The sequence below is a fragment of the Streptomyces crystallinus genome (genome assembly GCF_039521265.1).
Lineage (GTDB): Bacteria > Actinomycetota > Actinomycetes > Streptomycetales > Streptomycetaceae > Streptomyces > Streptomyces crystallinus.
This window is the reverse complement of record NZ_BAAACA010000026.1, coordinates 93,735-119,213: the sequence shown is the minus strand read 5'-3', so window position 1 is coordinate 119,213 and position 25,479 is coordinate 93,735. Positions and strand designations below refer to the sequence as shown.

General features: G+C 73.2%; 26 protein-coding genes. 11 read left to right on the top strand and 15 right to left on the bottom strand.

The window, feature by feature from the left end:
- The 3 genes from ABD236_RS21140 to ABD236_RS21130 all read left to right on the top strand — a co-directional run.
- Nucleotides 1–563: class F sortase (locus ABD236_RS21140; RefSeq protein WP_344075440.1), on the top strand; the 563-nt coding region annotated here is incomplete at its 5' end.
- A 96-nt stretch (nucleotides 564–659) separates the two neighbouring features.
- On the top strand, nucleotides 660–2,054 hold the full coding sequence (locus tag ABD236_RS21135; protein WP_344075438.1) for an aldehyde dehydrogenase family protein: 1,395 nt from the start codon (nucleotides 660–662) through the stop codon (nucleotides 2,052–2,054).
- A gap of 76 nt (nucleotides 2,055–2,130) precedes the next feature.
- Nucleotides 2,131–3,210, top strand: a complete 1,080-nt coding sequence (locus ABD236_RS21130; protein ID WP_344075436.1) for a Zn-dependent alcohol dehydrogenase — start codon at nucleotides 2,131–2,133, stop codon at nucleotides 3,208–3,210.
- A 29-nt stretch (nucleotides 3,211–3,239) separates the two neighbouring features.
- Here the strand turns inward: ABD236_RS21130 and ABD236_RS21125 are convergent, their stop codons facing one another.
- The 3 genes from ABD236_RS21125 to ABD236_RS21115 form a co-directional block, all read right to left on the bottom strand.
- Complete coding sequence (locus ABD236_RS21125; protein ID WP_344075434.1) at nucleotides 3,240–4,208, bottom strand: DMT family transporter; 969 nt, start codon at nucleotides 4,206–4,208, stop codon at nucleotides 3,240–3,242.
- Nucleotides 4,209–4,275: 67 nt separating this feature from the next.
- The gene (locus tag ABD236_RS21120; protein ID WP_344075432.1) at nucleotides 4,276–4,971 is read right to left on the bottom strand and encodes an ArsR/SmtB family transcription factor; all 696 of its coding nucleotides are present in this window, start codon (nucleotides 4,969–4,971) and stop codon (nucleotides 4,276–4,278) included.
- An 18-nt stretch (nucleotides 4,972–4,989) separates the two neighbouring features.
- The gene (locus tag ABD236_RS21115) at nucleotides 4,990–5,676 is read right to left on the bottom strand and encodes a TetR/AcrR family transcriptional regulator (RefSeq protein WP_344075430.1); all 687 of its coding nucleotides are present in this window, start codon (nucleotides 5,674–5,676) and stop codon (nucleotides 4,990–4,992) included.
- Nucleotides 5,677–5,770: 94 nt separating this feature from the next.
- Between ABD236_RS21115 and ABD236_RS21110 the strand changes: the two genes are divergently transcribed.
- From ABD236_RS21110 to ABD236_RS21100, 3 genes are all read left to right on the top strand, one after another.
- Entirely contained in the window at nucleotides 5,771–6,922 is a 1,152-nt protein-coding gene (locus tag ABD236_RS21110) for an acyl-CoA dehydrogenase family protein (protein ID WP_344075427.1), read from the top strand.
- Nucleotides 6,923–6,995: 73 nt separating this feature from the next.
- Nucleotides 6,996–7,283, top strand: a complete 288-nt coding sequence (locus ABD236_RS21105) for a YiaA/YiaB family inner membrane protein (protein WP_344075425.1) — start codon at nucleotides 6,996–6,998, stop codon at nucleotides 7,281–7,283.
- Nucleotides 7,284–7,349: 66 nt separating this feature from the next.
- Complete coding sequence (locus ABD236_RS21100; RefSeq protein ID WP_344075423.1) at nucleotides 7,350–7,979, top strand: TetR/AcrR family transcriptional regulator; 630 nt, start codon at nucleotides 7,350–7,352, stop codon at nucleotides 7,977–7,979.
- Between the two features lie 102 nt (nucleotides 7,980–8,081).
- Here ABD236_RS21100 and ABD236_RS21095 read toward each other — a convergent pair whose 3' ends face one another.
- The gene (locus ABD236_RS21095; RefSeq protein WP_344075420.1) at nucleotides 8,082–8,543 is read right to left on the bottom strand and encodes a MaoC family dehydratase; all 462 of its coding nucleotides are present in this window, start codon (nucleotides 8,541–8,543) and stop codon (nucleotides 8,082–8,084) included.
- A 128-nt stretch (nucleotides 8,544–8,671) separates the two neighbouring features.
- Here ABD236_RS21095 and soxR point away from each other — a divergent pair, with 128 nt between their 5' ends.
- On the top strand, nucleotides 8,672–9,175 hold the full coding sequence (soxR, locus tag ABD236_RS21090; protein ID WP_344075418.1) for a redox-sensitive transcriptional activator SoxR: 504 nt from the start codon (nucleotides 8,672–8,674) through the stop codon (nucleotides 9,173–9,175).
- A gap of 109 nt (nucleotides 9,176–9,284) precedes the next feature.
- On the opposite strand, the gene ABD236_RS21085 is transcribed toward soxR, so the two are convergent.
- The gene (locus tag ABD236_RS21085) at nucleotides 9,285–9,896 is read right to left on the bottom strand and encodes a hypothetical protein (RefSeq protein ID WP_344075416.1); all 612 of its coding nucleotides are present in this window, start codon (nucleotides 9,894–9,896) and stop codon (nucleotides 9,285–9,287) included.
- A 284-nt stretch (nucleotides 9,897–10,180) separates the two neighbouring features.
- Between ABD236_RS21085 and ABD236_RS21080 the strand changes: the two genes are divergently transcribed.
- Nucleotides 10,181–12,961 (top strand): penicillin acylase family protein, encoded by a 2,781-nt coding sequence (locus ABD236_RS21080; RefSeq protein ID WP_344075413.1) that lies wholly within the window; start codon nucleotides 10,181–10,183, stop codon nucleotides 12,959–12,961.
- Nucleotides 12,962–13,003: 42 nt separating this feature from the next.
- Here the strand turns inward: ABD236_RS21080 and ABD236_RS21075 are convergent, their stop codons facing one another.
- The 3 genes from ABD236_RS21075 to ABD236_RS21065 form a co-directional block, all read right to left on the bottom strand.
- Nucleotides 13,004–14,320 (bottom strand): lipase family protein, encoded by a 1,317-nt coding sequence (locus ABD236_RS21075; RefSeq protein WP_344075411.1) that lies wholly within the window; start codon nucleotides 14,318–14,320, stop codon nucleotides 13,004–13,006.
- Between the two features lie 118 nt (nucleotides 14,321–14,438).
- Nucleotides 14,439–15,764, bottom strand: coding sequence for an erythromycin esterase family protein (locus ABD236_RS21070; RefSeq protein ID WP_344075409.1), 1,326 nt, complete (start codon nucleotides 15,762–15,764; stop codon nucleotides 14,439–14,441).
- A 79-nt stretch (nucleotides 15,765–15,843) separates the two neighbouring features.
- Entirely contained in the window at nucleotides 15,844–17,073 is a 1,230-nt protein-coding gene (locus ABD236_RS21065) for an exo-beta-N-acetylmuramidase NamZ family protein (protein WP_344075407.1), read from the bottom strand.
- 172 nt (nucleotides 17,074–17,245) lie between these two features.
- On the opposite strand from ABD236_RS21065, the gene ABD236_RS21060 reads away from it, so the two are divergent.
- From ABD236_RS21060 to ABD236_RS21050, 3 genes are read left to right on the top strand one after another with little or no spacing between them, the layout of a single operon-like run.
- A complete protein-coding gene (locus ABD236_RS21060; protein ID WP_344075405.1) occupies nucleotides 17,246–18,019 on the top strand; it encodes an SDR family oxidoreductase in 774 nt (257 codons plus the stop codon).
- On the top strand, nucleotides 18,016–19,668 hold the full coding sequence (locus tag ABD236_RS21055) for a class I adenylate-forming enzyme family protein (protein WP_344075403.1): 1,653 nt from the start codon (nucleotides 18,016–18,018) through the stop codon (nucleotides 19,666–19,668). Before ABD236_RS21060 ends, ABD236_RS21055 begins: the two co-directional genes overlap by 4 nt.
- Before the next feature lie 49 nt (nucleotides 19,669–19,717).
- The gene (locus tag ABD236_RS21050; RefSeq protein WP_190089697.1) at nucleotides 19,718–20,311 is read left to right on the top strand and encodes a TetR/AcrR family transcriptional regulator; all 594 of its coding nucleotides are present in this window, start codon (nucleotides 19,718–19,720) and stop codon (nucleotides 20,309–20,311) included.
- 6 nt (nucleotides 20,312–20,317) lie between these two features.
- Here the strand turns inward: ABD236_RS21050 and ABD236_RS21045 are convergent, their stop codons facing one another.
- The 7 genes from ABD236_RS21045 to ABD236_RS21015 all read right to left on the bottom strand — a co-directional run bounded on the left by ABD236_RS21045 (nucleotide 20,318) and on the right by ABD236_RS21015 (nucleotide 25,282).
- Nucleotides 20,318–21,532 carry an acyl-CoA dehydrogenase family protein gene (locus ABD236_RS21045; RefSeq protein WP_344075398.1) on the bottom strand — a complete coding sequence of 405 codons (1,215 nt, stop codon included), beginning with the start codon at nucleotides 21,530–21,532 and terminating at the stop codon, nucleotides 20,318–20,320.
- A gap of 9 nt (nucleotides 21,533–21,541) precedes the next feature.
- Nucleotides 21,542–22,570, bottom strand: coding sequence for a phosphotransferase family protein (locus ABD236_RS21040; protein ID WP_344075396.1), 1,029 nt, complete (start codon nucleotides 22,568–22,570; stop codon nucleotides 21,542–21,544).
- Between the two features lie 108 nt (nucleotides 22,571–22,678).
- Nucleotides 22,679–22,978: a hypothetical protein gene (locus ABD236_RS21035; protein ID WP_344075394.1), complete on the bottom strand. Its 300-nt coding sequence runs from the start codon at nucleotides 22,976–22,978 to the stop codon at nucleotides 22,679–22,681.
- 74 nt (nucleotides 22,979–23,052) lie between these two features.
- Nucleotides 23,053–23,370 carry a DUF202 domain-containing protein gene (locus tag ABD236_RS21030; RefSeq protein WP_344075392.1) on the bottom strand — a complete coding sequence of 106 codons (318 nt, stop codon included), beginning with the start codon at nucleotides 23,368–23,370 and terminating at the stop codon, nucleotides 23,053–23,055.
- Nucleotides 23,367–23,759: a YidH family protein gene (locus ABD236_RS21025; protein ID WP_344075390.1), complete on the bottom strand. Its 393-nt coding sequence runs from the start codon at nucleotides 23,757–23,759 to the stop codon at nucleotides 23,367–23,369. Before ABD236_RS21025 ends, ABD236_RS21030 begins: the two co-directional genes overlap by 4 nt.
- A gap of 23 nt (nucleotides 23,760–23,782) precedes the next feature.
- Nucleotides 23,783–24,316: an NUDIX hydrolase gene (locus ABD236_RS21020; protein WP_344075388.1), complete on the bottom strand. Its 534-nt coding sequence runs from the start codon at nucleotides 24,314–24,316 to the stop codon at nucleotides 23,783–23,785.
- Between the two features lie 72 nt (nucleotides 24,317–24,388).
- Entirely contained in the window at nucleotides 24,389–25,282 is an 894-nt protein-coding gene (locus ABD236_RS21015) for a DMT family transporter (RefSeq protein ID WP_344075386.1), read from the bottom strand.
- Nucleotides 25,283–25,479: the final 197 nt, after the last annotated feature.

Below are 25,479 nucleotides of genomic sequence, written 5' to 3'. Positions count from 1 at the left end.
CCGACCCGCCGGACGCACGGGCGCCGGCCCCGGCCGGGCGCGGCAGGCCCGCCGGACATCCGGCGCCCGCCCGGACGCCCCGGCCGCTGCCGCCGTCCCGGGCGACCGGCCTCGCCATCCCATACTTCAGCCTGAAGGCGCCGGTCGTCGGCCTCGGGCTCGACCCGGGCCACCATCTGGCCACCCCGCCGGTCGACGACCCCAAGCTGGTGGGCTGGTACCAGAGCGGGCCCAGCCCGGGCGAGAGCGGCACCGCCGTCGCGGTGGGCCACCGCGACACCCGCACCGGCGCGGCCGTCTTCGCCAACCTCGGGATGCTGAAGCCCGGCAGGCTCGTGGAGGCCCGGCGCGCCGACGGCCGGACCGCGGTCTACACCGTGGACGCGGTGCGCAAGTACGACAAGGCGAGCTTCCCCGACCAGGAGGTGTACGGCCCGAGGAACCGGCCGGAGCTGCGGCTGATCACCTGCGGCGGCAAGTTCGACCGCAAGAAGGGCTATGAGAGCAACGTCGTGGTCTTCGCCCATCTGACCGCCGTCCGGGGCCCCGGACGGACCGCATAGCCTCCTCCTGGGGCGGGACTGGCCGGGCGGCCCCTGGTGCCGGAAAACTACCGGCGCTAGTTTGGGTCCCCGACCCCCAGGCTCAGGAGGAGTGCGATGAACGCCCACGACGGGATGTACATAGGCGGCCGGTGGACGCCCGCCGCGGGCGGCGACACGATCGCCGTGGTGAACCCGGCGGACGAGCAGGTCATCGCGCACGTCCCGGCGGGCACCGCCGAGGACGTCGACGCGGCCGTGCGCGCGGCCCGCGCCGCGCTGCCCGGCTGGGCCGCGACCCCGCCCGCCGGGCGCGCCGCGCTGATCGCCGCCCTGCGGGACCGGCTCGCCGCCCGCAAGGACGAGATCGCCGCGACCGTCACCGCCGAACTCGGGGCGCCCGAGCAGTTCGCCCAGCAGGTGCACGTCGGCCTGCCGATCGCGGTGGCCGGCTCGTACGCCGAACTCGCCGCCACGTACGGCTTCGAGGAGAGGATCGGCAACTCCACCGTCTTCCACGAGCCGGTCGGCGTGGTCGGCGCGATCACGCCCTGGAACTACCCGCTGCACCAGATCGTCGCCAAGGTCGCTCCCGCGCTCGCGGCGGGCTGCACGGTCGTGCTCAAGCCCGCCGAGGACACCCCGCTCACCGCGCGGCTCTTCGCCGAGGCGGTGCACGAGGCCGGGCTGCCCGCCGGCGTGTTCAACCTGGTCACCGGCCTCGGCCCGGTCGCGGGCCAGGCGCTCGCCGCCCACGAGGGCATCGACCTGGTCTCCTTCACCGGCTCCACGGCCGTGGGCCGGCAGATCGGCGCCGCCGCGGGCGGGGCCGTCAAGCGCGTCGCGCTGGAGCTGGGCGGCAAGTCCGCCAACGTCATCCTGCCCTCCGCCGACCTCGCCAAGGCGGTCGCCGTCGGCGTCGCCAACGTGATGAACAACGCGGGCCAGACGTGCAGCGCCTGGACCCGGATGCTGGTCCACACCGACCGGTACGAGGAGGCGGTGGAGCTCGCGAAGGCGGCCGTCGCCAAGTACCCGGCGGGTGAGCGCGTGGGTCCGCTGGTGAACGCCAGGCAGCGCGAGCGGGTGCGCGGCTACATCACCCAGGGCGTGGAGGAGGGGGCCCGGCTGGTGGCGGGCGGCGTCGAGGCCCCGCTGGAGCAGGGGTACTACGTGGCGCCGACCGTCTTCGCCGACGTGGAGCCGGGCATGGCCATCGCCCAGGAGGAGATCTTCGGCCCGGTCGTCTCGCTCATCCGCTACGAGGACGAGGACGACGCCCTGCGGATCGCCAACGGCACGGTGTACGGGCTGGCGGGCGCGGTCTGGGCCGGGGACGAGGCGGAGGCGGTCGCCTTCGCCCGGCGGATGGACACCGGTCAGGTCGACATCAACGGCGGCCGGTTCAACCCGCTGGCCCCGTTCGGCGGCTACAAGCAGTCCGGCGTCGGCCGCGAGCTCGGCCCGCACGGCCTGACCGAGTACCTCCAGACCAAGTCCCTCCAGTTCTGAAGCCGTTCTGACGCCGTTCTGAAGCGGCTCCGACGCCCCTTCCCCTCCGCCCCTCTCCGAACCCGGGAGCAGCAACGTGGTCCGCGCCGCCGTCCTTCCCTCCATCGGCTCCCCGCTGGAGGTCACCGAGATAGAACTCCCCGAGCCCGGCCCCGGCCAGGTGCGGGTCCGCCTCGCCGCCGCCGGGGTCTGCCACTCCGACCTGTCGCTCACCAACGGCACCATGCGCGTGCCCGTCCCGGCCGTCCTCGGCCACGAGGGCGCGGGCACGGTGGTGTCCGTCGGCGAAGGGGTCACCTCGGTGGCGCCGGGTGACGGCGTGGTCCTCAACTGGGCGCCCTCGTGCGGCGACTGCCACCCCTGCTCGCTGGGCGAGGTCTGGCTCTGCGCGAACGCGCTGACGGGGGTGGGGGCGGTGTACGCGCGCACGGCCGCCGGGACCGAGCTGCACCCCGGCCTCAACGTCGCCGCCTTCGCCGAGGAGACGGTGGTGGCGCAGAACTGCCTGCTGCCGCTGCCCGAGGGCATCCCGCTCACCGAGGCCGCCCTGCTCGGCTGCGCGGTCCTCACCGGCTACGGCGCCGTCCACCACTCGGCCAAGGTGCGCGAGGGCGAGACGGTCGCGGTGTTCGGCGCCGGCGGGGTGGGTCTGGCCACCCTCCAGTCGGCCCGGATCGCGGGCGCCGCGCGGATCGTGGCGGTCGACGTCTCCCCGGCCAAGGAGGAGCTGGCCCGGCGGGCGGGCGCCACCGACTTCGTCGTCGCCTCCGAGACGACCGCCAAGGACATCCGCCGGCTGACCGGCGGCCAGGGCGTGGACGTGGCCGTGGAGTGCGTCGGGCGCGCGGTGACGATCCGTACCGCCTGGGAGTCCACCCGGCGCGGCGGCCGCACCACGGTCGTCGGCATCGGCGGCAAGGAGGAGCAGGTCTCCTTCAACGCGCTGGAGATCTTCCACTGGGGCCGTACGCTCTCCGGCTGCGTGTACGGCAACACCGACCCGGCACGCGACCTGCCGGTGCTCGCCGAGCACGTCCGGGCCGGGCGTCTGGACCTGGGCGCGATGGTCTCGGAGCGGATCGCTCTGGACGGGATCCCGGCCGCGTTCGACAACATGCTCGCGGGCAAGGGCGGCCGGGCCCTGGTGGTCTTCTAGCGGGACTGGTGGTCTTCTAGCGGGAAGCGTCAGCGGGTCCCGCCCGCGACCTCCGGCTCCGCCGCCACCGCGACGCCCTCGCCCACCGGTTCCGTACGGTCCGTACGGCGCCGGGGGCGGGAGCGGGAGACGCCCACGCCCGCCAGGCACAGCGCGCCGCCCACCAGGGTGAGCCACGCCGGGACCTCGTCCAGGACCAGCCAGGACATCAGCACCACCAGCGCGGGCACCACATAGGTGGTCGCGCCCATCCGGCCAGCCGTCGTACGGGCCAGGGCATACGCCCAGGTCGTGAAGGCGAGCGCGGTCGGGAAGACGCCGAGGTAGACCATGTTCACGGTGGCCGGGGCCGGCGCGTCGGCCGCGTCCGCGACCAGCTGCCCGCTGAAGGGGAGACAGGCCACGGCCCCCACCAGACAGCCGAAGAAGGTGACCTGGAGCGCGCTGGCGTGGGCGAGCGCGGGCTTCTGCGCCACGACCCCGCCCGCGTACGTCACCGCCGCCAGCAGGCACAGCGCCACCCCGAGCACATTGGCGCCGCCCTCGCCCGACATCGACAGGCCGACCGCCACCGCGCCCGCGAACGAGACGCCCATGCCCGCCACCAGCCGGGGCGGCAGCCGCTCGCCGAGGAAGCGGGCGCCGAGCAGGGCGATCAGGATCGGCCCGATGTTGACGACCATCGCCGCCGTCCCCGCGTCGACCTGCTGCTCGCCCCAGTTGAGCACCACCATGTAGAGGCCGAACCACAGCAGTCCGGACAGGGCTATGCCGCGCCAGGCGGCGCGCGGCGGCAGCCCCTCGCGCCGCACGGCGAGGAACACGCCGAGCACGACGGTGCCCGAGAGCAGCCGGCCGAGGGCCAGCGCCCCGGGGGAGTAGGCGTCGCCGGCGCTGCGGATCGACACGAAGGCCGAGGCCCACAGCACCACGGAGACCGCGGCGGCGGCGAGGGCGAGTCCTTCGGAGCCGCGCCCGGTGTGCGAGGAGTTCGTCATGTGCCGACGGTACGGCCGCGACTGTTCGGCGCTCACCGAATTATCCGCCGGCGGCCCCGCCGCCCGCTCACCGCAGGCTCGCCTTCTCGATGCCGAGCAGCTCGGACAGGGCCTCCTCGCCCGCCGGTGTCACCCGGACCGCCCGCTCGGAGCCGATCCGTACGCACCACTCGGCGTCCAGCGCGTGCGCGCACAGGACGGCCCCGGCCACCCCCGCCAGATGGGGGCGGCGCTCGGTCCAGTCCAGGCACGAACGCACCAGCGGGCGCCTGCCCCGGTGGTCGAGGGCGAGCCCCAACTCCCGGTACCAGCGCACCCCTTCGCGGGTCAGCGCGAACCCGGCGTCCTGGGTGAGCAGCCCCCGTAGCGTCATCGCGTCGGTGACGGCGATGCCCAGGCGCCCGGCGAGGTGGTCGTAGCAGGTGCGGCCGCGGGCCATCGCGCTGCCCGCCGACGCGGCCCGCAGGGTGCGCGGCGGGGCGGGCGCGGTCCGGGCCGCCAGCTCCTCGACGAGGTGGGCGGCCCCGGCGTCGGCGAGGCGCACATAGCGGTGCCGCCCCTGCCGCTCCTCGGAGAGCAGCCCGCCCGCCACCAGCTTGCCCAGGTGCTCACTGGCGGTGGAGGGGGCGACCTTCGCGTACCGCGCCAGCTCGCCCGAGGTCCAGGCGCGCCCGTCCAGCAGCGCCAGGCAGAAGGTTGCCCGGGTCTCGTCGGCGAGCAGCGCGGCGAACGCGGCGAGTCCCGATCCCGTTGTAGTGGTCATGCCTCCAGGATGCCGCTGTCACCGTTTGGCCGGGGTCGAACCGTGGGCGGCTGACCGGCGGGCCCGCTCGGGGAGGGCGTCGTACTGCGCCTGGAGCCCGTCCAGGAGCGCGCGCAGCCCGGTCTGGAAGGCACCCTCGTCGATCTCCTCCTGGCGCTCGGCAAGCAGATGGGCCTGGCCGAGATGGGGGTAGTCGGCCGGGTCGTACGCCGTCTCGTCGTCCACGAAGCCGCGGGCGAAGGAGCCGAGCGCCGAGCCCATGACGAAGTACCGCATCAGCGCGCCGATCCGGGTGGCCTGCGCGGGCGGCCAGCCCGCCGCGACCATCCCGCCGAAGACCGCGTCCGCGAGCCGCAGCCCCGCGGGGCGCCGGCCCGGGCCCCGGGCGAGCACCGGGACGATGTTGGGGTGGCCGGTGAGGACCGCGCGGTAGGCGACGGCCCAGTCGTGCAGCGCGGCGCGCCAGCCCCGGCCGTCGCCCGCCTCGAACATCGACAGGTCGACCTGCGCCGAGGTCGCGTCCGCCACCGCCTCCAGGATCTCGTCCTTGGTGCGGAAGTGGTTGTAGAGGGAGGGCCCGCTCACGCCCAGCTCGGCGGCGAGGCGGCGGGTGGAGACGGCCGCCAGCCCTTCGGCGTCCACGAGCGCGCTCGCCGCCGCGACGATCCGGTCGTGGCTGAGGAGGGGCTTGCGCGGTCGGGCCATGCGGCACATAGTAGGCCTGCGCAGAGAAAACTAGCAGTGGTAATTAAATGGCGGCCGGGCGCCGCCCGAGCGGACTACCTGGGGTGCGAGCGAGATGAACCTGGAGCTGAGCGAGGAGCAGGCCGCGGTGCGGCGGCTCGCCGAGGACTTCGTCGCCCGCGAGGTCGTCCCGTACGCCGCCGCCTGGGACCGCGCCGAGAGCGTCGACCGGGGCATCGTGAAGAAGCTGGGCGCGCTCGGGTTCCTCGGGCTCACCATCCCCGAGGAGTACGGCGGCTCGGGCGGCGACCACCTCGCGTACTGCCTGGTCACCGAGGAGCTCGGGCGCGGCGACTCCTCGGTGCGCGGCATCGTCTCCGTCTCGCTCGGCCTGGTCGCCAAGACGATCGCGCACTGGGGGAGCGAGGAGCAGAAGCGGTCCTGGCTGCCCCGGCTCACCTCGGGAGAGGCGCTGGGCTGCTTCGGGCTGACCGAGCCCGGCACCGGCTCGGACGCCGGGAACCTGGCGACCCGGGCGGTGCCGGACGGCGACGGCTATCTGGTCAACGGCTCCAAGATGTTCATCACCAACGGCACCTGGGCCGATGTGGTGCTGCTCTTCGCCCGCACCGGCGACGCCCCCGGCCACCGCGGCGTCTCCGCCTTCCTGGTGCCGACCGACACCCCGGGCCTGAGCCGCCGCCCCATCCACGGCAAGCTCGGTCTGCGCGGCCAGGCGACCGCGGAGGTGGTCCTCCAGGACGTACGGCTGCCCGCGCACGCGCTGCTCGGGCCGGAGGGCAAGGGCTTCTCGATCGCCATGTCGGCGCTGGCCAAGGGGCGGATGTCGGTGGCGGCCGGCTGTGTCGGCATCGCCCGGGCGGCGCTGGACGCGGCGGTCGCGTACGCCGGGCAGCGCGAGCAGTTCGGCCGGTCCATCGCCCACTACCAGCTGGTCCAGGAGCTGATCAGCGACATCTCGGTGGACCTGGACGCGGCCCGGCTGCTGACCTGGCGGGTCGCCGATCTCATCGACCGGGGCGAGGAGTTCGCCACCGCCGCCTCCAAGGCCAAGCTGTTCGCCTCCGAGGCCGCCGTGCGCGCGGCCAACAACGCCCTCCAGGTGTACGGCGGCTACGGCTACATCGACGAGTACCCGGTCGGCAAGCTGGTGCGCGACGCGCGCGTGATGACGCTCTACGAGGGCACCAGCCAGATCCAGAAGCTCATCATCGGCCGGGCGGAGACCGGCGTCTCGGCGTTCTGAGAGCCTGACTTTGAGTACGTCCTGAGTACGTGAGCGGATGTGGCCCCGGCCACACCCGCCGCATGCTGGGCCCATGAGTGAGACACCGGTCAAACAGCAGAACACGGCCGCGTACTACGGACAGGCCGTCGCGTCCTTCGCCGTCGCCATCACGGCCACGGCCGTCGGCATCACCCGGCTCCAGGCCGACGCCTGGGTGCGGGCCTTCCTCGGGATCGCCGTCCTCTACCTCGTCACCTCCGCCTTCACGCTCGCCAAGGTGGTGCGCGACCGCCAGGAGGCCGGGCAGATCGTCTCCCGGGTCGACCAGGCCCGTCTGGAGAAGCTGCTCGCCGAGCACGACCCGTTCCAGAAGCTGTAGCGCGGAGCTAAGCGCTTGCTCACCCTCGGGGTATGGTGTTCGTCCGAAGGAACGAAAGGGCGGGCGATGAGTGCGGCGGACGAGATGGTGGGCGGCGAGGACCGGCCGTGGGGCGAGGTCACGCCCGAGGCCGCCCGGCGGCTGCTCGTCGCCGCCGTGGAGGCCTTCGCGGAGCGCGGCTACCACGCCACGACGACCCGTGACATCGCGGGCCGCGCCGGGATGAGCCCGGCCGCGCTCTACATCCACTACAAGACCAAGGAAGAGCTGCTCCACCGGATCAGCCGGATCGGCCACGACAAGGCCCTGGAGATCCTGGAGACGGCGGCGGACGCCCGGGGCACCGCCGCCGAGCGGCTCGCCGGCGCCGTGCGCTCGTTCGTCCGATGGCACGCCGGGCACCACATGACCGCGCGCGTGGTCCAGTACGAGCTCGACGCGCTCGGCGAGGAGCACCGCACCGAGATCGTGGGGCTGCGCCGCCGCAGCGACGCGGCCGTGCGGCGCATCCTCAACGACGGTGTGGCGGCGGGCGAGTTCGACGTACCGGACGTGCCCGGCACCACGCTCGCGGTGCTGTCGCTCTGCATCGACGTGGCCCGCTGGTTCAACGCCCAGGGCCGCCGCACTCCGGACGAGGTGGGCGAGCTGTACGCGGATCTGGTGTTGCGGATGGTGGGGGCGCAGGGCGGTTAGTCGGGAGTGACCGCACCTACAGGGGCGCGGGGCCGCGTCGATGTGCGGCTCCGCCGCGTGGGCGCGACCGGGCCGCCACCGGCCCGCAGAAGAGCACCGCCCTCAGAAGAAGTACCGCGACACCGACTCCGCCACGCACACCGGCTTCTCGCCGCCCTCCCGCTCCACCGTCACCTTCGCGGTCACCTGCACCCCGCCCCCCGCCTCCACCACGTCCGTGAGGACCGCCGTGGCGCGCAGCCGTGAGCCGACCGGGACCGGGGCGGGGAAACGGACCTTCTCGGTGCCGTAGTTGATGCCCATCTTCATGCCCTCGACGCGCAGCACCTGCGGTACGAGCGCGGGCAGCAGCGAGAGCGTCAGATAGCCGTGCGCGATGGTGGTCCCGAAGGGGCCCGCCGCGGCCCGCGCCGGGTCCACATGGATCCACTGGTGGTCCCCGGTGGCGTCGGCGAACAGGTCGATGCGCCCCTGGTCGACCTCCAGCCAGTCGCTGTACCCGAGCGGCTCGCCCACTCCGGCCTTCAGCTCGTCGGCGGAGGTGAAGATCCTCGGCTCTGCCATGCCCGGTTCCTGCCTCTCTCGCATGCGTTCGACTGCTTCGCGCCGCCCCTGTCCAAGCGCTTGCTCAGCATGCTGGGGTCGGTGCCCGCTGTCAACGGTGATCGCGGCCGCGCAGTAGGGTTGCGGGGGTGCCGCAGATTCCAGAGAAGGTCCATGAGCTCACGGTCGGCCAGCTGTCCGCCCGCAGCGGGGCCGCCGTGTCCGCCCTGCACTTCTACGAGTCCAAGGGTCTGATCAGCAGCCGCCGCACCTCGGGCAACCAGCGCCGCTACAGCCGTGACGTACTGCGCCGGGTCGCCTTCGTCCGGGCCGCCCAGCGCGTCGGCATCCCGCTCGCCACCATCCGCGACGCGCTGGCCGCACTCCCCGAGGAGCGCACCCCCACCCGTGAGGACTGGGCGCGGCTCTCCGAGACCTGGCGCTCCGAACTCGACGAGCGCATCAAGCAGCTGAACCGGCTGCGCAACCATCTGACGGACTGCATCGGCTGCGGCTGTCTGTCGCTGGAGACCTGTGTCCTGTCCAACCCGGACGACATCTCCGGCGAGCGCCTCACCGGCTCGCGGCTGCTGCCCGAGCGCAAGAAGCAGCGGCGGCCCGCGCCGGACGCCGCCTCGTGCGAGACCTGTTAGCCGTACGAGGTCGTACGGGAGCTGCCGGCCGTACGCGACGGACGCCGGCGGCGCGACAGCGCGGGGGCGGCACGGGGCCGCCCCCGGCCGCGTGCCGCCCCCGCGTGTCTCATGCCACCGATGCCAGCTCGCGGCGCCTGACCACCTTGGAGCGCACCAGCGCCTCGGCCGTCAGCACCGGCTGCGGCACCAGGATTCCGCACCCGGTGCAGACCGGGCCGCACCACGGGTCGTGGTCCAGGTCCCGCTGCCACACCAGCCGCTGCCCGGCGCAGACCGGGCAGCCCGCGCCGGGCCCCGTGCGCAGCGCGGCGATGATCCGGCCGAGCACCTCGGCCAGCGGCTGCGTCGGATGCACCGACGGGTCGTCGCACCACGCCACCCCGAAACCGCCCCAGGTGCGCCGGTGCCAGTCGTCGAAGGAGCCGGGGATCCGCAGGCCGGCGTGCTTCTCACGCTTCCTGCGGGCCGCGAACTCCGCTTCGTATCCGAGCCAGACGGCCCGCGCCGCCTCCAGCTCGTCGAGCGCGGCCACCAGCCGCGCCGGATCGGGCGCCCGGTCCTCGGGCGCGATGCGGTGCCTGACACACAGATGGTCCCAGGTCGCCCGGTGTCCATAAGGGGCGAACCGCTCAAGGCACTTGCGCAGTGAATACCGGCGCAGTGCGAGATCGTTCCCGGGATCGCGCACCTGTCTCGCAAGGCTGCGGAAACCAGCCATGGCCCTGCCACCTCCGTCGCTCACTACTTCGGTGAATGCTCGGCGTCGAGGAATGGACGTACGGCTACCCGATCCGGCTCCATCGAAAATCCGATGGGCCCCATCAGGCGGCGCTGACCGGAATCCGTCGCACGCCCCCCGGAGTGCGTCGAGCGCCCCTCGGCTCCGCCCTGTGACGATTCCGGGAAGGTCACGCACGTTCGGGAAAGGTGACGTGTGTTCATCTTCCCTCCGGCGGTACCCCTCAGTAACCTCCGCCGCATCGGTCCTCACTAGGAGCACGCATGCGACGACCCACCGCACGGCTCAGAACCGCCACCGCCGCCACCGTGATCGCCCTCTCGGCGGCCCTGCTCGCCCCCCTCAGCCAGGCCGACGCCGCCGCCGAACCGCCGGGCGGCGACTACTGCCTCGGGCAGTGCGGCGACATCCTGCCGCCCGGCGAGAACGGCAACGCCACCCTCGTCGAGATCCTGGGCAACAAGGCCTTCGGCACCCATCCCGCGCACAGCGACGACCAGCTCGGCAAGTACGACGCGCTCGTCGCCGGGCAGTCCTCGCTCACCGACGACAAGCTCAACTCCTTCTTCAACGACGCCTCGTTCGGGGTGCCCAGCGGCCAGGCGGCCTCCACCAGCTCACCGCGCCCGGACGTCACCATCACCCGGGACAAGGCGACCGGCGTCCCGCACATCAAGGGCACGACCAGGTACGGGACCGAGTACGGCGCGGGCTACGCGGCCGGCCAGGACCGGCTCTGGCTGATGGACCTGTTCCGCCACATCGGGCGCGGCGAGCTCACCTCGTTCGCGGGCGGCGCGCTCGCCAACCAGGGCCTGGAGCAGGAGTTCTGGCCGCAGGCCCCGTACACCGAGGCCGACCTCCAGTCCCAGGTCGACCGGATCCGCACCACCAACGGCCCGCGCGGCGAACAGGCGATGGCCGACGCCCAGGCGTACGTCGACGGCATCAACGCCTACGCCAAGCAGTCCAAGGACGGCCGGTACTTCCCCGGTGAGTACGTCCTCACCGGCAAGATCGACGCCATCACCAACATCGGCGAGATCCAGCCGTTCAAGGTCACCGACCTGATCGCGCTCGCCTCCGTCGTCGGCGGGCTGTTCGGCGGGGGCGGGGGCGGCGAGGTGCAGGCCGCGCTCTCGCTCCAGGCCGCGCAGGCCAAGTACGGAGTCGCCGAGGGCACCAAGGTCTGGGAGTCCTTCCGCGAGCGCAACGACCCCGAGGCCGTCCTCACCGTCCACGACGGCACCAGCTTCCCGTACGCCACCAGGCCCGCCGACCCGCAGGGCACCGCGATGCCCGACCCCGGCACGGTCGTCCCGGAGCAGCTCGTCTACGACCGCACCGGCTCGGCCGTCACCAAGGCCAAGGCGGACGTGCGCGTCCCGGAGCGGCTCAAGCCGCTCAAGGGGATCTTCGACAACGGCGCCCTGCCCGGCATCGACCTCGGCAGGCCGCGCGGGATGTCCAACGCGCTGCTCGTCTCCGGCAGCCGCACCGCGAGCGGCAACCCGGTGGCCGTCTTCGGGCCGCAGACCGGCTACTTCGCGCCGCAGCTGCTGATGCTCCAGGAGATCCAGGGCCCGGGCATCAGCGCCCGCGGCGCCTCCTTCGCCGGTGTGGGCATGTACGTCCAGCTCGGCCGGGGCCAGGACTACGCCTGGTCGGCCACCTCCGCCGGACAGGACATCACCGACACCTACGCCGTCGAACTCTGCCAGGACGACAGCCACTACCTCTACCGGGGCGTGTGCACCCCGATGGAGAAGCTGGAGAAGAAGAACGCCTGGAAGCCGACCACCGCCGACAACACGGCCGCCGGCTCCTACCGGATGCAGGTCTGGCGCACCAACTACGGCATCGTCACCGCCCGCGCCAAGGTCGGCGGCAAGCAGGTCGCGTACACCTCACTGCGCTCGACCTACCGCCACGACGCCGACTCGATCATCGGCTTCCAGATGTTCAACGACCCGACGTACGTGAAGGACGCGGCCACCTTCCAGCAGGCCGCCCAGCACGTCGACTACGCCTTCAACTGGTTCTACGCGGACTCGCGCACCGCCGCGTACTACAACAGCGGCAAGAACCCGGTCCGCAACCCCGCCGTCGACCCGTCGCTGCCGATCGCGGCCGACCGGGCCCATGAGTGGCAGGGCTTCGACCCGGCGTACAACACCGCCGCGTACACCCCGCCCGCCCAGCACCCGCAGTCGGTCGGGCAGGACTACTACATCTCCTGGAACAACAAGCAGGCCAAGGAGTACACCTCCGCCGGGTTCGGCAACGGCTCGGTGCACCGGGGCAACCTGCTCGACGACCGGGTCAAGGCGCTGGTCGCGCAGGGCGGGGTGACCCGCTCCGCGCTCACCCGGGCCATGGCGCAGGCCGCCGTCACCGATCTGCGCGGCGAGGACGTGCTGCCCGAGCTCCTGAAGGTCATCCGCAGCGCGCCCGTCACCGACCCGCAACTCGCCACCGCCGTCCAGCAGCTGGAGTCGTGGAAGGCGGACGGGAGCCAGCGCAGGGAGACGGCTCAGGGCTCGCGCACCTACACCCACCCCGAGGCCGTGCGGCTGATGGACGCCTGGTGGCCGCTGATGGTCGAGGCCGAGTTCCGGCCGGGGCTCGGGGACGGGCTGTACGCGGCGCTCACGTCGGTCCAGTCGGTCGACGAGGCGCCGTCGGCCGGGCACGGCCCGACCGGGGCGCACGCCGGGTCCGCCTTCCAGAGCGGCTGGTGGAGCTATGCGGACAAGGATCTGCGGGCGGTGCTGGGGGAGGCCGTACAGGGGCCGCTGGCCCGTACGTACTGTGGCGACGGGAAGCTGGCCGCGTGCCGGGACGTGCTGCTCGCCACGCTGAAGCAGGCCGCGGCGAAGACGCCCGCGCAGGTGTATCCCGGTGACGCGGGGTGCGCCGCCGGGGATCAGTGGTGTGCCGACTCCATTGTCCAGCGGCCGCTGGGCGGGATCAGCCAGAACGCGATCAACTGGCAGAACCGGCCCACGTATCAGCAGGTCGTGGAGTTCGCTTCGCATCGGTGAGTTGTCGTTCGGCCGCGGGTCGGTATGCGCAACCCGCATCGGCTATACACAGCCGATGCGGCCCGCCGCCAGCACCACCCTCGCCAGTTCCGGGTGGCAGATGTCGGAGTGGGCGCCCGATGGGGGGCCGCCCGCTCTGACCACCGACTCCGCGTTCACGCTCACGCAGCCCGAGTCCGGGACCCCGTCGCGCAGCACCTCCGCCAGGGTGAGCTGGGTGCAGGGGGCCACCGCCTGGATGCCGTCGTGGCCGATGGCCCACCAGCGGCGGTCGAGCTCCAGCGCCCCCTCGTAGTCACCGGCGAGTTTGGACGCCAGGGGGTAGATCACGCCGAGGGCGGTGTCGAAGCGGGAGTAGCAGGAGACCACCGGGCCGTCGACCCGGCGGTGCAGCGCCGCGAGCGCGCCCGTGCCGCGCAGCCCGGACGGCAGCTGCTCGGCGAACGCGTAGTGCGAGAAGGCTCCTTCGAGCAGGGTCACCGACTTGACGTTGCGGACCCCGTCCGGCAGCCCCTTCAGCGCGAACGCGACCAGGCGCCCGCCCTGGCTGTGCCCCACCAGGTGGATCCGCATCGCCGGTCTGGCCCGGGCGAGCTCACCGAGCAGCGGCCCGAGCCCGAGCTGGCCGACCTTGCCGGACCGGCGCTTCATCTCGTAGTACGTGGTCTGGCGCAGCACCTCCTTGGCGCCGTCCCACAGGTGCTTGAGCGAGCGGCCGAGCGAGAAGGAGGGGCCGGGCGGGCCCGGCTCGACCGGCATACCGGTGTCCGAGAGGGCGAGCGTGAAGTCCCGGCACAGGCCGAGGGTGTCGTCGGTCAGCAGGGCCGCGCCGGCCGCCCCGTCGTCCACCGTGTCGGCCGCGAAGCCAGTCGATTCCGCGTCGTCCGCGACCAGGGCGCGGGTGAGGAGGCCGAACTGGCGGAAAGCCTCCTCCGCGTCCGGCCGTTCGGCGAGCAGATGGGCCAGCGCGTCGACGGTCACCTCGTGCCCGGGGAAGGCCCGCTTCAGCGCCGCCACGGTCGCCGGGTCCAGGCCCGCGCACGGCTCCGTGGCCAGGGCGGCGTGCGGGAAGTCGGGGATGTTCTCGTCGGCGAAGCGGATGGAGGGCCAGACGATGCCGGCGTACCCGAGGCGCACCCCGGACGCCGCCGCGCCCGCCTCGGCCAGCAGGCCGGGGAAGGGCGCGAAGAAGCGGCGGTACAGGGCCGTCGCCACCGAGGGCGTGTTGTTCCAGCCGTGCGAGAACATCACCAGATCGGTGACGTCCAGCTCCGCGAGGGCCCTGCGCTCCGCCGGGGCGGCGTCGCCGTCCGCGTCGAAGGTGATCTCCCGATACGGCTCGACTCCGATGTCCGTCATGACCTGGCCCTCCGGTCCGTTCGCTGACGATGAGGGGGACTGAGGCCTCATATCGTCCCGCCGGACCGGAGGGCTGACCATATCCGGGACGTCTCGGAACGGACGCGATCGGTGGAGGTCAGAGCCGGTGTGCCGCCGTCACGCGGTGGAGGTGCACCAGTACGTCGAACGAGGGTCCGAGCCGGACCTGTTCGTCGTCCTGGGGCCAGGAGTTGCCGATGGACCGCGTCGGCCGGAACACGCCCAGCCAGTCCTTCGCGGGCCGTGCGACCCGGCGCAGATCGAGGTAGTAGTCGCGCGGCGAGACCCGCTCCAGGACCTCCTCGTTGCTGCCCGGCCCCAGCGGCCCGACGGTGAACTCGCGGATCGGCTCGGCCGGGTCGTTCAGGTCCATGGCGTTGAACGAGCCCTGCCCGAAGGTGAACCCGATGTTCATGTACGCGGCCCCGACCGCGTCCCGGATATAGGCCCCCTGGGCCTTGGGGTACTCGGCGCTCAGCGTCGGCGCGTACGCCACATGGCCGTTGTGCGCGGAGAGCAGCACCTTGTGGCCGGTCTGCCGCTGCCACCACACCGTGTTCTCGGCCATCACCCGGTCCCGGTAGCGCCGGGACTCCTTGAGCTGGTCCGGGTCGAAGAAGTCGAAGGACCACATGGCGCCGGTCTGCGCGAGGGTGCGCGCGTACTGGAGGATCCAGGCGTGCTCGCTCCGGTCCGGGCCGGGGCGCTGCCCGCGCAGCAGGTCGTAGGCCTGGCGCAGCTCGTCGGCCTGCCGCCTGCGCTCGGCGAGCGGCCGCTTGAGCATGGCCTCCATGGTGGCACCGACACCCGCGGTGGGCCGGGCGCCCCGGTAGAGGGCGGTGAGCCGGGGCAGCAGCGCGGGGTAGTGCTTCGCGGTGTACGCGCCCACCTCGTCGAAGAGCTCCGGGCCCGCGTATCCCATGTCGTCGCCCATGAACTGCACCTTGCGGACGTGGTGCAGGTTGTAGGCGCGCATCCAGCGGATCAGGTCCAGGTACTCGTGGGTCTCCCACATCGCGTACGAGCTCTGGAACTCCTCGCGCACGATCCGCTCGGGGTCGCCCTCGCCGCGCAGCACATAGGCGTTGACGCGCATCCCCGAGGACCAGGCCGTCTCCAGGGCGAAGGTGGTGAAGCCCTTGTTCTCGACGAGGTACTGGAACACACGCCGCTTGGTCGCGAAGAACTCGTGCGAGTTGTGCGTCGCCTCGCCCAGGCCCACGATGTCCGCCGAGCCGACCATACGGCCCAGCGGCCGCAGGTCGTCGAGGGGCTGGGCCGAGCGGGCCAACTGCCGTTCCGGGGAGTGCGGTTCGGCTGCCCTGGCGCCAGGGGCGGCCGCCGTGAACACGCCGAGCGTGAGGCCGAGCAGGAGCAGTAAGGACTGGCGCAGGCGGTGGTGGGTGTCGTGGAACAGATGCATGGCCCCAGCCTCCCGGCCGGGCGGGCCCCGGGCCCATCCCGCCAACCACCGTCCCGGCCGGGGGTTTTCCCCCGGGCGCTCACCGGTAGAGCAGATACCGCGCCCGGGTCGCCCGGAAGGCCGCAAGGCCGCTCTGCCAGGCGCCCACCACCTCGTCGGTGTCCGCGCCCGCGTCGATCAGGGTGCGCACGGCCGCCGACCCGGTGAGCTTGTCGATCCAGTGGTCCGGCCGCCAGGCGAAGCCGCTCCACACCTTCTTCGCCGTCACGAGGAGCGCGATGCCGGTGCGCACCGCGTCGTACGACTCGCGGTCGTGGACGTGGAGCTGGACGCCGCCCACGGTCCTTCCCTGGAACTTGGAGAAGGTGGGGGTGAAGTACGCCTCGCGGAGGCGCACCCCGGGCAGGTCCAGGGCGCCCGCCGCGGCCGCCCACCGCGCGTCGATCCCCTCGGCGCCGAGCAGCTCGAAGGGCCGCGTGGTGCCGCGCCCCTCGGACAGGTTGGTGCCCTCGAAGAGGCAGGTGCCCGCGTAGACCAGCGCCGTGTCCGGGGTCGGCATGTTGGGGCTGGGCGGGACCCAGGGCAGCCCCGTGGAGTCGAAGAAGCCGCCGCGCCGCCAGCCGGCCATCCGTACCGTCTCCACCCGGACCCGCCCGCCCAGGAACTCGGCGTCGAAGAGGCGGGCCAGCTCGCCCACCGTCATCCCGTGCGCCTGCGCGATCGGCTCGCGCCCGACGAAGGTCGCGAACGCCCTGTCGAGCACGGGTCCGCTCGCCGCCCGCCCGGTCACCGGGTTCGGCCGGTCGAGCACCACGAACCGCTTCCCGGAGAGCGCGGCCGCCGCCATGCAGTCGTAGAGCGTCCAGATGTACGTGTAGAAGCGCGCGCCCACGTCCTGGATGTCGAAGACCACCGTGTCGACGCCGGACGCGGTGAACACGGCGGCCAGCGCCTGCCCGCTGACGCCGTAGGTGTCGTACACGGGGAGCCCGGTGGCCGGGTCGTCGTGGCGGCCCTCGGAGCCGCCCGCCTGCGCGGTGCCCCGGAAGCCGTGCTCGGGGCCGAAGACCGCGACCAGGTTCACGCGCGGGTCGGCGTGCATGACGTCCACGATGTGCCGGACGTCCGCCGTGACCCCGGTCGGGTTGGTGACCATGCCGACCTTGCGGCCGGCCAGCGCCCGGTAGCCGTCGGCGGCCAGCCGGTCGAAGCCGGTCCGCACCCGCTGGGGGCGGTGGTGGGCGGCCCTGGCCGGGCCCGCCGCCAGCGTCCCCGTTCCCGCCAGCAGGCCCCGTCTGGACAGGCTCATCGGTGGACCTCCCGGGCCTCGGCCGCGCACGGTGTCATGCCCACGCACGCTAGCGCTCCGCCGCGCGAGCGGGAACGAGCCGCACGGGACGGTTGGCGACGGCCCCTTCCATCCGTACATACCGACTGGTTAGTCTGCTCACCAGTCGGCATGCGGAGAGGCGGATTCTCGAATGGGTTCGGTCCAGGACGTCCAGGGCGCGGCAGTGGTGGTCACCGGGGCGGGCGGCGGCATAGGCGCCGCGCTCGCGCGCAGATTCGCGGCGGAGGGCGCCCGCGTCGTCGTCAACGACCTCGACGAGGCCAAGGCCCGCAAGACGGCCGAGGAGATCGGCGCGATCGCCGTCCCCGGCGACGCCTCGGGCGTCGTCCCGCTCGCCCGCGAGGCGCTGGGCGGCCGTATCGACGTCTACTGCGCCAACGCGGGCCTGGGCTCCGGCGGCTCCGAGGCGGCCCCCGAGGACGTCTGGGCGGCCGCCTGGGACGTCAATGTGATGGCCCACGTCCGGGCCGCCCGTGAGCTGCTGCCCGAGTGGCTGGAGCGCGGCGGCGGGCGGTTCGTGTCGACCGTGTCGGCGGCCGGGCTGCTCACCATGATCGGCGCGGCCCCGTACAGCGTGACCAAGCACGGCGCCCTCGCCTTCGCGGAGTGGCTCTCGCTCACCTACCGCCACCGGGGCGTACGGGTCCACGCGATCTGCCCGCAGGGCGTGCGCACCGACATGCTGGCCGCCACCGGCACGGCGGGCGACCTGGTGCTGGCGCCGACCGCGATCGAGGCCCCGGCCGTCGCGGACGCGCTCTTCGACGCGATGGCCGAGGAGCGGTTCCTGGTGCTGCCGCACCCGGAGGTGGCCGGGTTCTACGGCGCGCGGGCCGGCGATCCGGACCGCTGGCTCACCTCCATGAACCACCTCCAGCAGAAGTGGGAGGCGGGCGGCGCATGACCTCCCTCTACGCGGCCCGGCCCTGGCTCGGACAGCTCACCGAGGCCCAGCGGGCCCCCGTCAGCCCGCCCGCCAGCGTGGTGCACGCCTTCCGCGCGGCCGTGCTGCGCGCCCCCGACCGCACCGCGCTCGCCTACTTCGACGGGCGGCTCAGCTACCGCGAGACCGACGCGCTCTCCGACTCCGTGGCCGGCCACCTCGCCGCCCGGGGCCTCCAGCCCGGCGACCGGGTCGCGATCATGCTCCAGAACACCCCGCACTTCGTGATAGCGCTGCTCGGCGCCTGGAAGGCGGGCGCGACCGTCGTCCCGCTCAACCCGATGTACAAGTCGGCCGAGGTCGGGCATGTCCTCGGGGACTGCGAGGCGGCCGCGCTGATCTGCTCCGACCGGGCGTGGGAGGCGTATCTGCGGGACACCGCGGCCGCCTCGCCGGTCCGGATCGCGCTCACCGCCTGCGAGCTCGACCTCCAGAGCCGCGACGACGCGCGCGTGCTGGCCTTCGAGCGGGTGCCGCGCCCGGCCGACACCGACGACCTGCTGGCCGTCGCGCGGCGGGGGCTGCCCGCCCCGGGCGGACGCGAACCCGCCCCCGACGCCACGGCGCTGATCAGCTACACCTCGGGCACCAGCGGCACCCCCAAGGGCGCCATGAACACCCACCGGGGCATCACCTATAACGCCGAGCGCCAGCGCACCGGCCACCCGATACCCGAGGGCGCGGGCTACTTCGCGCTGGCCCCGCTCTTCCACATCACCGGCATGGTCTGCCAGCTCGCCGTCTGCGCCGCCAACGCGGGCACCCTGATCCTGGCCTACCGCTTCCACCCGGGCGTGGGGGGGGACGCGTTCGTCGAGCACCGGCCCGCCTACACGGTGGGCCCCTCCACCGCCTTCATGGCGCTCGCCGCGGCCCCCGGTGTCACCCGGGAGCACTTCGCCTCCTTCCGGGTGATCTCCTCGGGCGGTGCGCCGGTCCCGCCCGCGCTGGTGGCGAAGTTCCGGGACGCCTTCGGCCCGTATCTGCGCAACGGCTACGGGCTGACCGAGTGCACCGCGCCCTGCGCCTCGGTGCCGCCCGAGCGGGAGGCACCGGTGGACCCGGTCTCGGGCACGCTCTCGGTCGGCCTGCCCGGCCCCGAGACGGTCGTACGGATCGTCGACGAGGAAGGGGCGGAGGTGCCGTTCGGCCGGCAGGGCGAGATCGTGGTGCGCGGCCCGCAGGTGGTGCCCGGCTACTGGCGCCGCCCCGAGGCCACCGCCGAGACCTTCCCGGACGGCGAACTGCGCACCGGCGACATCGGGTTCATGGACCCGGACGGCTGGCTCTACGTGGTCGACCGCAAGAAGGACATGATCAACGCCTCCGGCTTCAAGGTGTGGCCGCGCGAGGTCGAGGACGTGCTCTACGGCCACCCCGCGGTGCGCGAGGCGGCGGTCGTCGGCGTCCCCGACCCGTACCGGGGCGAGGACGTCAAGGCGTACGTGAGTCTGCGCCCCGGCGCCGAGGCCACCCCCGAGGAGCTCTCCGCGTACTGCGCGGAGCGGCTGGCGGCGTACAAATATCCGCGGCAGGTCGAGGTGCTCGCGGAGCTTCCGAAGACGGCGAGTGGGAAGATCCTCAGGCGGGAACTGCGTTCCCGCCACTAGAACGGCGTGAAAACGCGGGTGCGACCACACGGAGAGAGGCGGCGACGGCATGGCCAGGACGACGGACGGGAGCGGTACCCCCGTCCCCCAGAGGCTGCTGGCCGCCGCCACCCGCCTCTTCGCCGAGAACGGGTACGACCGGACCTCGGTCCAGGAGATCGTCGAGGCGGCGGGCGTCACCAAGGGGGCGCTCTACCACTACTTCGGCTCCAAGGAGGACCTGCTCCAAGAGGTCTACGCGCGCGTGCTGCGCCTCCAGCAGGAGCGGCTCGACGCCTTCGCGGACGCGGACGCGCCCGTCGAGCGGCGGCTGCGCGACGCGGCCGCCGACGTGGTGGTCACCACCATCGAGAACCTCGACGACGCGTCGATCTTCTTCCGCTCGATGCACCACCTCAGCCCCGAGAAGAACAAGCAGGTACGGGTCGAGCGGCGGCGCTACCACGAGCGGTTCCGGGCGCTGATCGAGGAGGGCCAGGCGGCCGGGGTCTTCTCCACGGCCACCCCGGCCGACCTGGTGGTGGACTACCACTTCGGTTCGGTCCACCACCTGTCCACCTGGTACCGGCCGGACGGGCCGCTCACCCCGCAGCAGGTCGCCGACCACCTCGCCGACCTGCTGCTGAGGGCGCTGCGCCCGTAGCCGGAGCTACAGGTACTGCTTCAACTCGCGGCGGGCCAGCGAGCGCTGGTGGACCTCGTCGGGCCCGTCGGCGATCCGCAGGGTCCGCGCCGCGGCCCACAGCTCGGCCAGCGGGAAGTCCTGGCTGACCCCGCCCGCGCCGTGCACCTGGACGGCCCGGTCGATGATGTCCAGCACCGTCCGGGGCGTGGCGATCTTGATGGCCTGGATCTCGGTGTGGGCGCCGCGGTTGCCCACGGTGTCCATCAGCCAGGCGGTCTTCAGGACCAGCAGCCGCAGCTGCTCCACCGCCACGCGCGCGTCCGCGATCCACTCCTGCACCACGCCCTGCTGGGCGATCGGCCGGCCGAACGCGGTACGGGAGGCGGCGCGCCGGCACATCAGCTCGATGGCCCGCTCGGCCATGCCGATCAGCCGCATGCAGTGGTGGATCCGGCCCGGCCCCAGCCGCGCCTGGGCGATGGCGAAGCCGCCGCCCTCCTCGCCCACCAGGTTCGCCGCGGGCACCCGCGCGCCGTGGAAGACGACCTCGGCGTGGCCCCCGTGCGAGTGGTCCTCGTAGCCGTACACCTGCATCGCGCGCCTGACCTCGACGCCCGGGGTGTCGCGGGGCACCAGCACCATCGACTGCTGGCGGCGGACGTCCTCGTTGCCCGGGTCGGTCTTGCCCATCACGATGAAGATCTTGCAGTCGGGGTTCATCGCCCCGGAGATGTACCACTTGCGGCCCGTGACGACGTACTCGTCGCCCTCCTTGGCGATCCGGGTCTCGATGTTGGTGGCGTCCGAGGAGGCCACCTCCGGCTCGGTCATCGCGAACGCCGAACGGATCTCCCCGGCGAGCAGCGGCTCCAGCCACCGCTTCTTCTGCTCGTCCGAGCCGAACTGGGCGAGCACCTCCATGTTCCCGGTGTCCGGCGCCGCGCAGTTGAGGGCGGTCGGCGCCAGGTGCGGGGAGCGGCCGGTGATCTCGGCGAGCGGCGCGTACTGGAGGTTGGTGAGGCCGGCCCCGTGCTCGGCGTCGGGCAGGAACAGGTTCCACAGCCCCTGGCTGCGGGCCTCCGCCTTCAGCTCCTCCACCACGGCGGGCGTGTCCCACGGCGACTTCAGGAGCAGCCGCTGCTCGTGCGCGGTGGTCTCGGCGGGGTAGACGTACTGCTCCATGAAGGTGAGCAGCTTGGCGCGCAGCTCCTGCGTGCGTGCGTCGAATGCGAAGTCCATGGCGGGGGTTCAGCCTTCCTGCGGTGACTGGAGGGTGGTGAGGCCGTGGTCGATGAAGACGGGCACCAGGTCCCCGATGCGGTCGAAGCCCGCGCCGACGGTCTGGCCCAGGGTGTAGCGGTAGTGGATGCCCTCCAGGATCACGGCGAGCTTGAACCAGGCGAACGCCGTGTACCAGGAGATGGCCGAGGTGTCGCGGCCCGAGCGCGCGGCGTACCGCTCGATCAGCTCGGCGGGGGTGGGGTGCCCGGCGGCCCCGGCGGTGGTGGAGACGGGGGAGTCGCGCACCTCCAGCGGGGCGCTGTACATCACCAGCAGCCCGAGGTCGGTCAGCGGGTCGCCGAGGGTGGACATCTCCCAGTCGAGGACCGCCTTGATCTCGTCGTCGTCCCCGACGAGGACGTTGTCGAGCCGGTAGTCGCCGTGGATGACGGTGGGCGCGGGGGAGACGGGCAGGCTGCGGCCGAGCGCCGCGTGCAGCTCCTCGATCCCGGCCAGCTCCCGGTTGCGGGAGGCGTCGAGCTGCTTGCCCCAGCGGCGCAGCTGGCGGTCGAGGAAGCCCTCCGGGCGCCCGAAGTCCCCGAGGCCGACCGCCTCCGGGTCCACCGAGTGCAGCTCGACCAGGGTGTCCACCAGGCCGAGGAGCGCGGCCCGGGTGCGCTCGGGACCCAGCGGAGCCAGCTGCTCCGCCGTGCGGTACGGGGTCCCCGCCACGTACTCCATGACGTAGAACGGCGCCCCGAGCACCGACTCGTCCTCGCACAGCAGCAGCGGCTCGGGCACCGGCACCGACGTCGGGTGCAGCGCGCTGATCACCCGGTGCTCGCGCCGCATGTCGTGCGCGGTGGCCAGGACATGGCCGAGCGGCGGTCTGCGGACCACCCACTGGCCGGTGCCGTCGCTCACGATGTACGTGAGGTTGGACCGGCCGCCCTCGACGAGCCGGGCGCCGAGCGGTCCGTTCACCAGCCCCGGCCGCACACGGTCGAGGTGGGCGCGCAGCCGCTCCGGGTCGAGGCCTGGCGGGACTGTGCTCATGGCGGGATACCTCCGGGAACGGCGAACGTGTCACCGACACGCTACCGACCAGTCGGTATGTCGTCCAGATGTCGCCGCTGGTTCCGTACCCGCTTCTGGCGCCCAGCCTCAGTGGTCGTCCCAGTGGCCCTCGTGCTCCGCGTGCCGGTGGCCGTCGTGGACGTAGTCCAGATGGTCGCCGTGGGCCACGGACTGGTGCCCGCAGCCGACCCCGTGCTCGTGGGCGTGCCCGTCGTGGGCGACGTGCCCGGCGGGCTCGCACTCGTCCCAGTGGCCCGAGTGCTCGCGGTGCAGATGCCCGTCGTGGGCGTAGTCCGTGTGGTCCCCGTGCGGCACGGCCCGGTGCCCGCAGGTGGGGCCGTGTACGTGCTGGTGCAGGGTGGGATGCTCTTCGTGGCCTGCGCTCATGGCGTTCACCTCGGGAGATCGCTTGCCTCCAGGCTAGGCGGACTCCCGGCGCCCGGCCGTTCGACGGCAGGCGCTCAGAGGAGCATCGCCACGGCGAACAGCGCCAGCGCCGCCACGCACGCGACGGCCGCGCCCGCCTCGCGCGCCCGCAGCACGCCCGGGCGGGCCGAGCGGGTCAGGCTCTGGATGCGGCGGTGGGCCACGGCCAGGAAACCCAGCCACACCAGCCCGCTCAGGGCCGCCGCGACCAGACCGACGGCGGTCGCGCCGCCGTGCAGCGACTGCTTGGCCGCGAGGACCGCGGCCACCGTGCAGGACAGCGTGGTGCGGCGCCAGGCGAGCCGGGTCCGCTCGGGCTGGAGGCCGGGGTCCCGGTCGGCCGCGCCCGTCACCCGGCCCAGCCGAAGACGACGACCACCACCATGGCGAGGGCGACCACCGCCACCGCCACGCTCAGCAGCGTCGGGAAGCGCGACACGGGCAGGTCCTCGCCGCGCCGCATCGCCCGCTCGCACCGCACCCAGTGGTTCACGGCCCGCAGCGCGCACAGCACCCCGGCCGCCAGCAGTGCCAGGGCGAGCCCGACCCGTACGCCCCGGCGCAGGTCCGGCAGGAACTGGTCGACCGCGAAACCGCCGCCGACCAGGGCCAGCGACGTCCGGATCCAGGCCAGGAACGTCCGCTCGTTGGCCAGCGAGAACCGGTAGTCCGGAGTCTTGCCCTCCGTACTGATGCGCTCGGGCGCGAACCACAGCCGCAGGGTCTGCGCGATGCTGATCACCTTTGCACACTACCCGCCGCGGATCATCCGGCCCGGTGCGCGCGCAGCCTGCGGTACGCGTCGAGGCCGTCCGGCACCCACTCCCAGGAGTCCAGGCGCCGCTCCACCTCGGCCTCGGGCAGGAAGTCGTGCCAGGCGACCTCCTCCACCTGCGGCCGCACCGGCAGCGTGCAGCGCACCTCGTACACGGCCGACCACCACGTCTGCCGCCCGTCGGCCCCGCCCTCGTAGAGGAACCGGAACAGCGGTACGGGCCGGGGCAGCCCGGACACCCCGAGCTCCTCCTCGGCCTCGCGCAGGGCGGCCTCGTCATAGCTCTCGCCGGCGCCGACGACACCGCCGACGAACATGTCGTACAGCGAGGGGAAGACCAGCTTGGTCGGGGTGCGCCGGTGCACGAAGATCCGGTCCTCGGCGTCCCGGGCCAGCACGAACACACAGCGGTGGCGCAGCCCCTGGGCGTACGCCTCGCCGCGCGGGGCCTGTCCGACGACACGGTCGTGCTCGTCGACGATGTCGAGGATCTCGTCGGCGGGGGAAGGGGGAGAGGCGCTCATGGGCCCATCCAACCACCGGGTCCGCGCCCCGGTCCGGGCTGAGTGGGGCTGGGGCTCGGTGGGACTGGGGGCTCAGTGGGGCTGGAGGTCGCGGACGCTCTCCTTGGGCCCGGCGCCCGAGGGCATCGCCGGGTGCAGACCGAGGAGGACGATCCCGGCGACGATGGCGGCGAGCCCGCACGCCTCCCAGGCGAGCGCCGACGCGTCGGTACGCAGCTGGTCGCCCAGGAAGCCGACCCCGCAGGCGATCCCGGCGAGCGGCTGGGCGGCGGTGAGGGCGGGCAGAGACATCCGCAGTGGGGCGGTCTCGAAGGCGCTCTGCACCAGGATCAGCCCGGTGACACCGAGCACCAGCACGCCGTACGGCTGCCAGCCGGTCAGCAGGTGGGCGAAGCCGTCGGCCCTGAAGCGCTCGCCGCTGACCCGGGTGAGGGCGTCCTGGAGGCCGTAGAGCGACCCGGCGGCGATCGCGAGGAGGGTGGGTCCGGCGCTGAGGCGGGAGCGCTTGGCGAAGACGGTGAGCAGGAGTGCCATGCCGACGACGATGCCGACGATCAGCCAGTGCCGCAGCGGTCCGGCGACGTCGTCGCCGCCCCGGGGCCGGCCCGCCACCATGAAGGCGGTCACGCCGCCCGCGAGCAGGGTGATCCCCGCCCAGCCCTGGCGGCCCAGGGACTGCTTGGTCTGCCAGCGGGAGAGCGCCATGGCGAAGAAGAGGTTGGTGGCGAGGAGCGGCTCCACCTGGGAGACCTCGCCCTGGCCCAGCGCCAGCGCGCCGAGCACCATGCCCGCGACCATCAGCCCCATCCCGGCGAGCCAGCGGGGCACCCGTACCAGGTCCAGCAGCAGCCGCGGCGAGAGGAAGTCGCTCAGCGGGGCGTGCTGGGCGGCGTTCTGCTGGAGCACGAACCCGAAGCCCAGACAGCAGGCCGCGCCCACGGCGAGAGCGAGGACGAGAACCGACACGTGGGACACCTTCAAGTGCGGCCGGGGGTTGTGAACTTGCTCGACGATAGCGCCCCGGGCGCCACGACGCCTCCCGACGGGCGGGCCGCCGGCCCCGTTTTGCCCCACCCCGCCCCTTCCCGAAACCCTCCGGGGGTGGGTGGGGGTGGAGGCGCGTTTCCCGGGGGCTCCGCCCCCGGACCTCGTGCTTTGGCTGC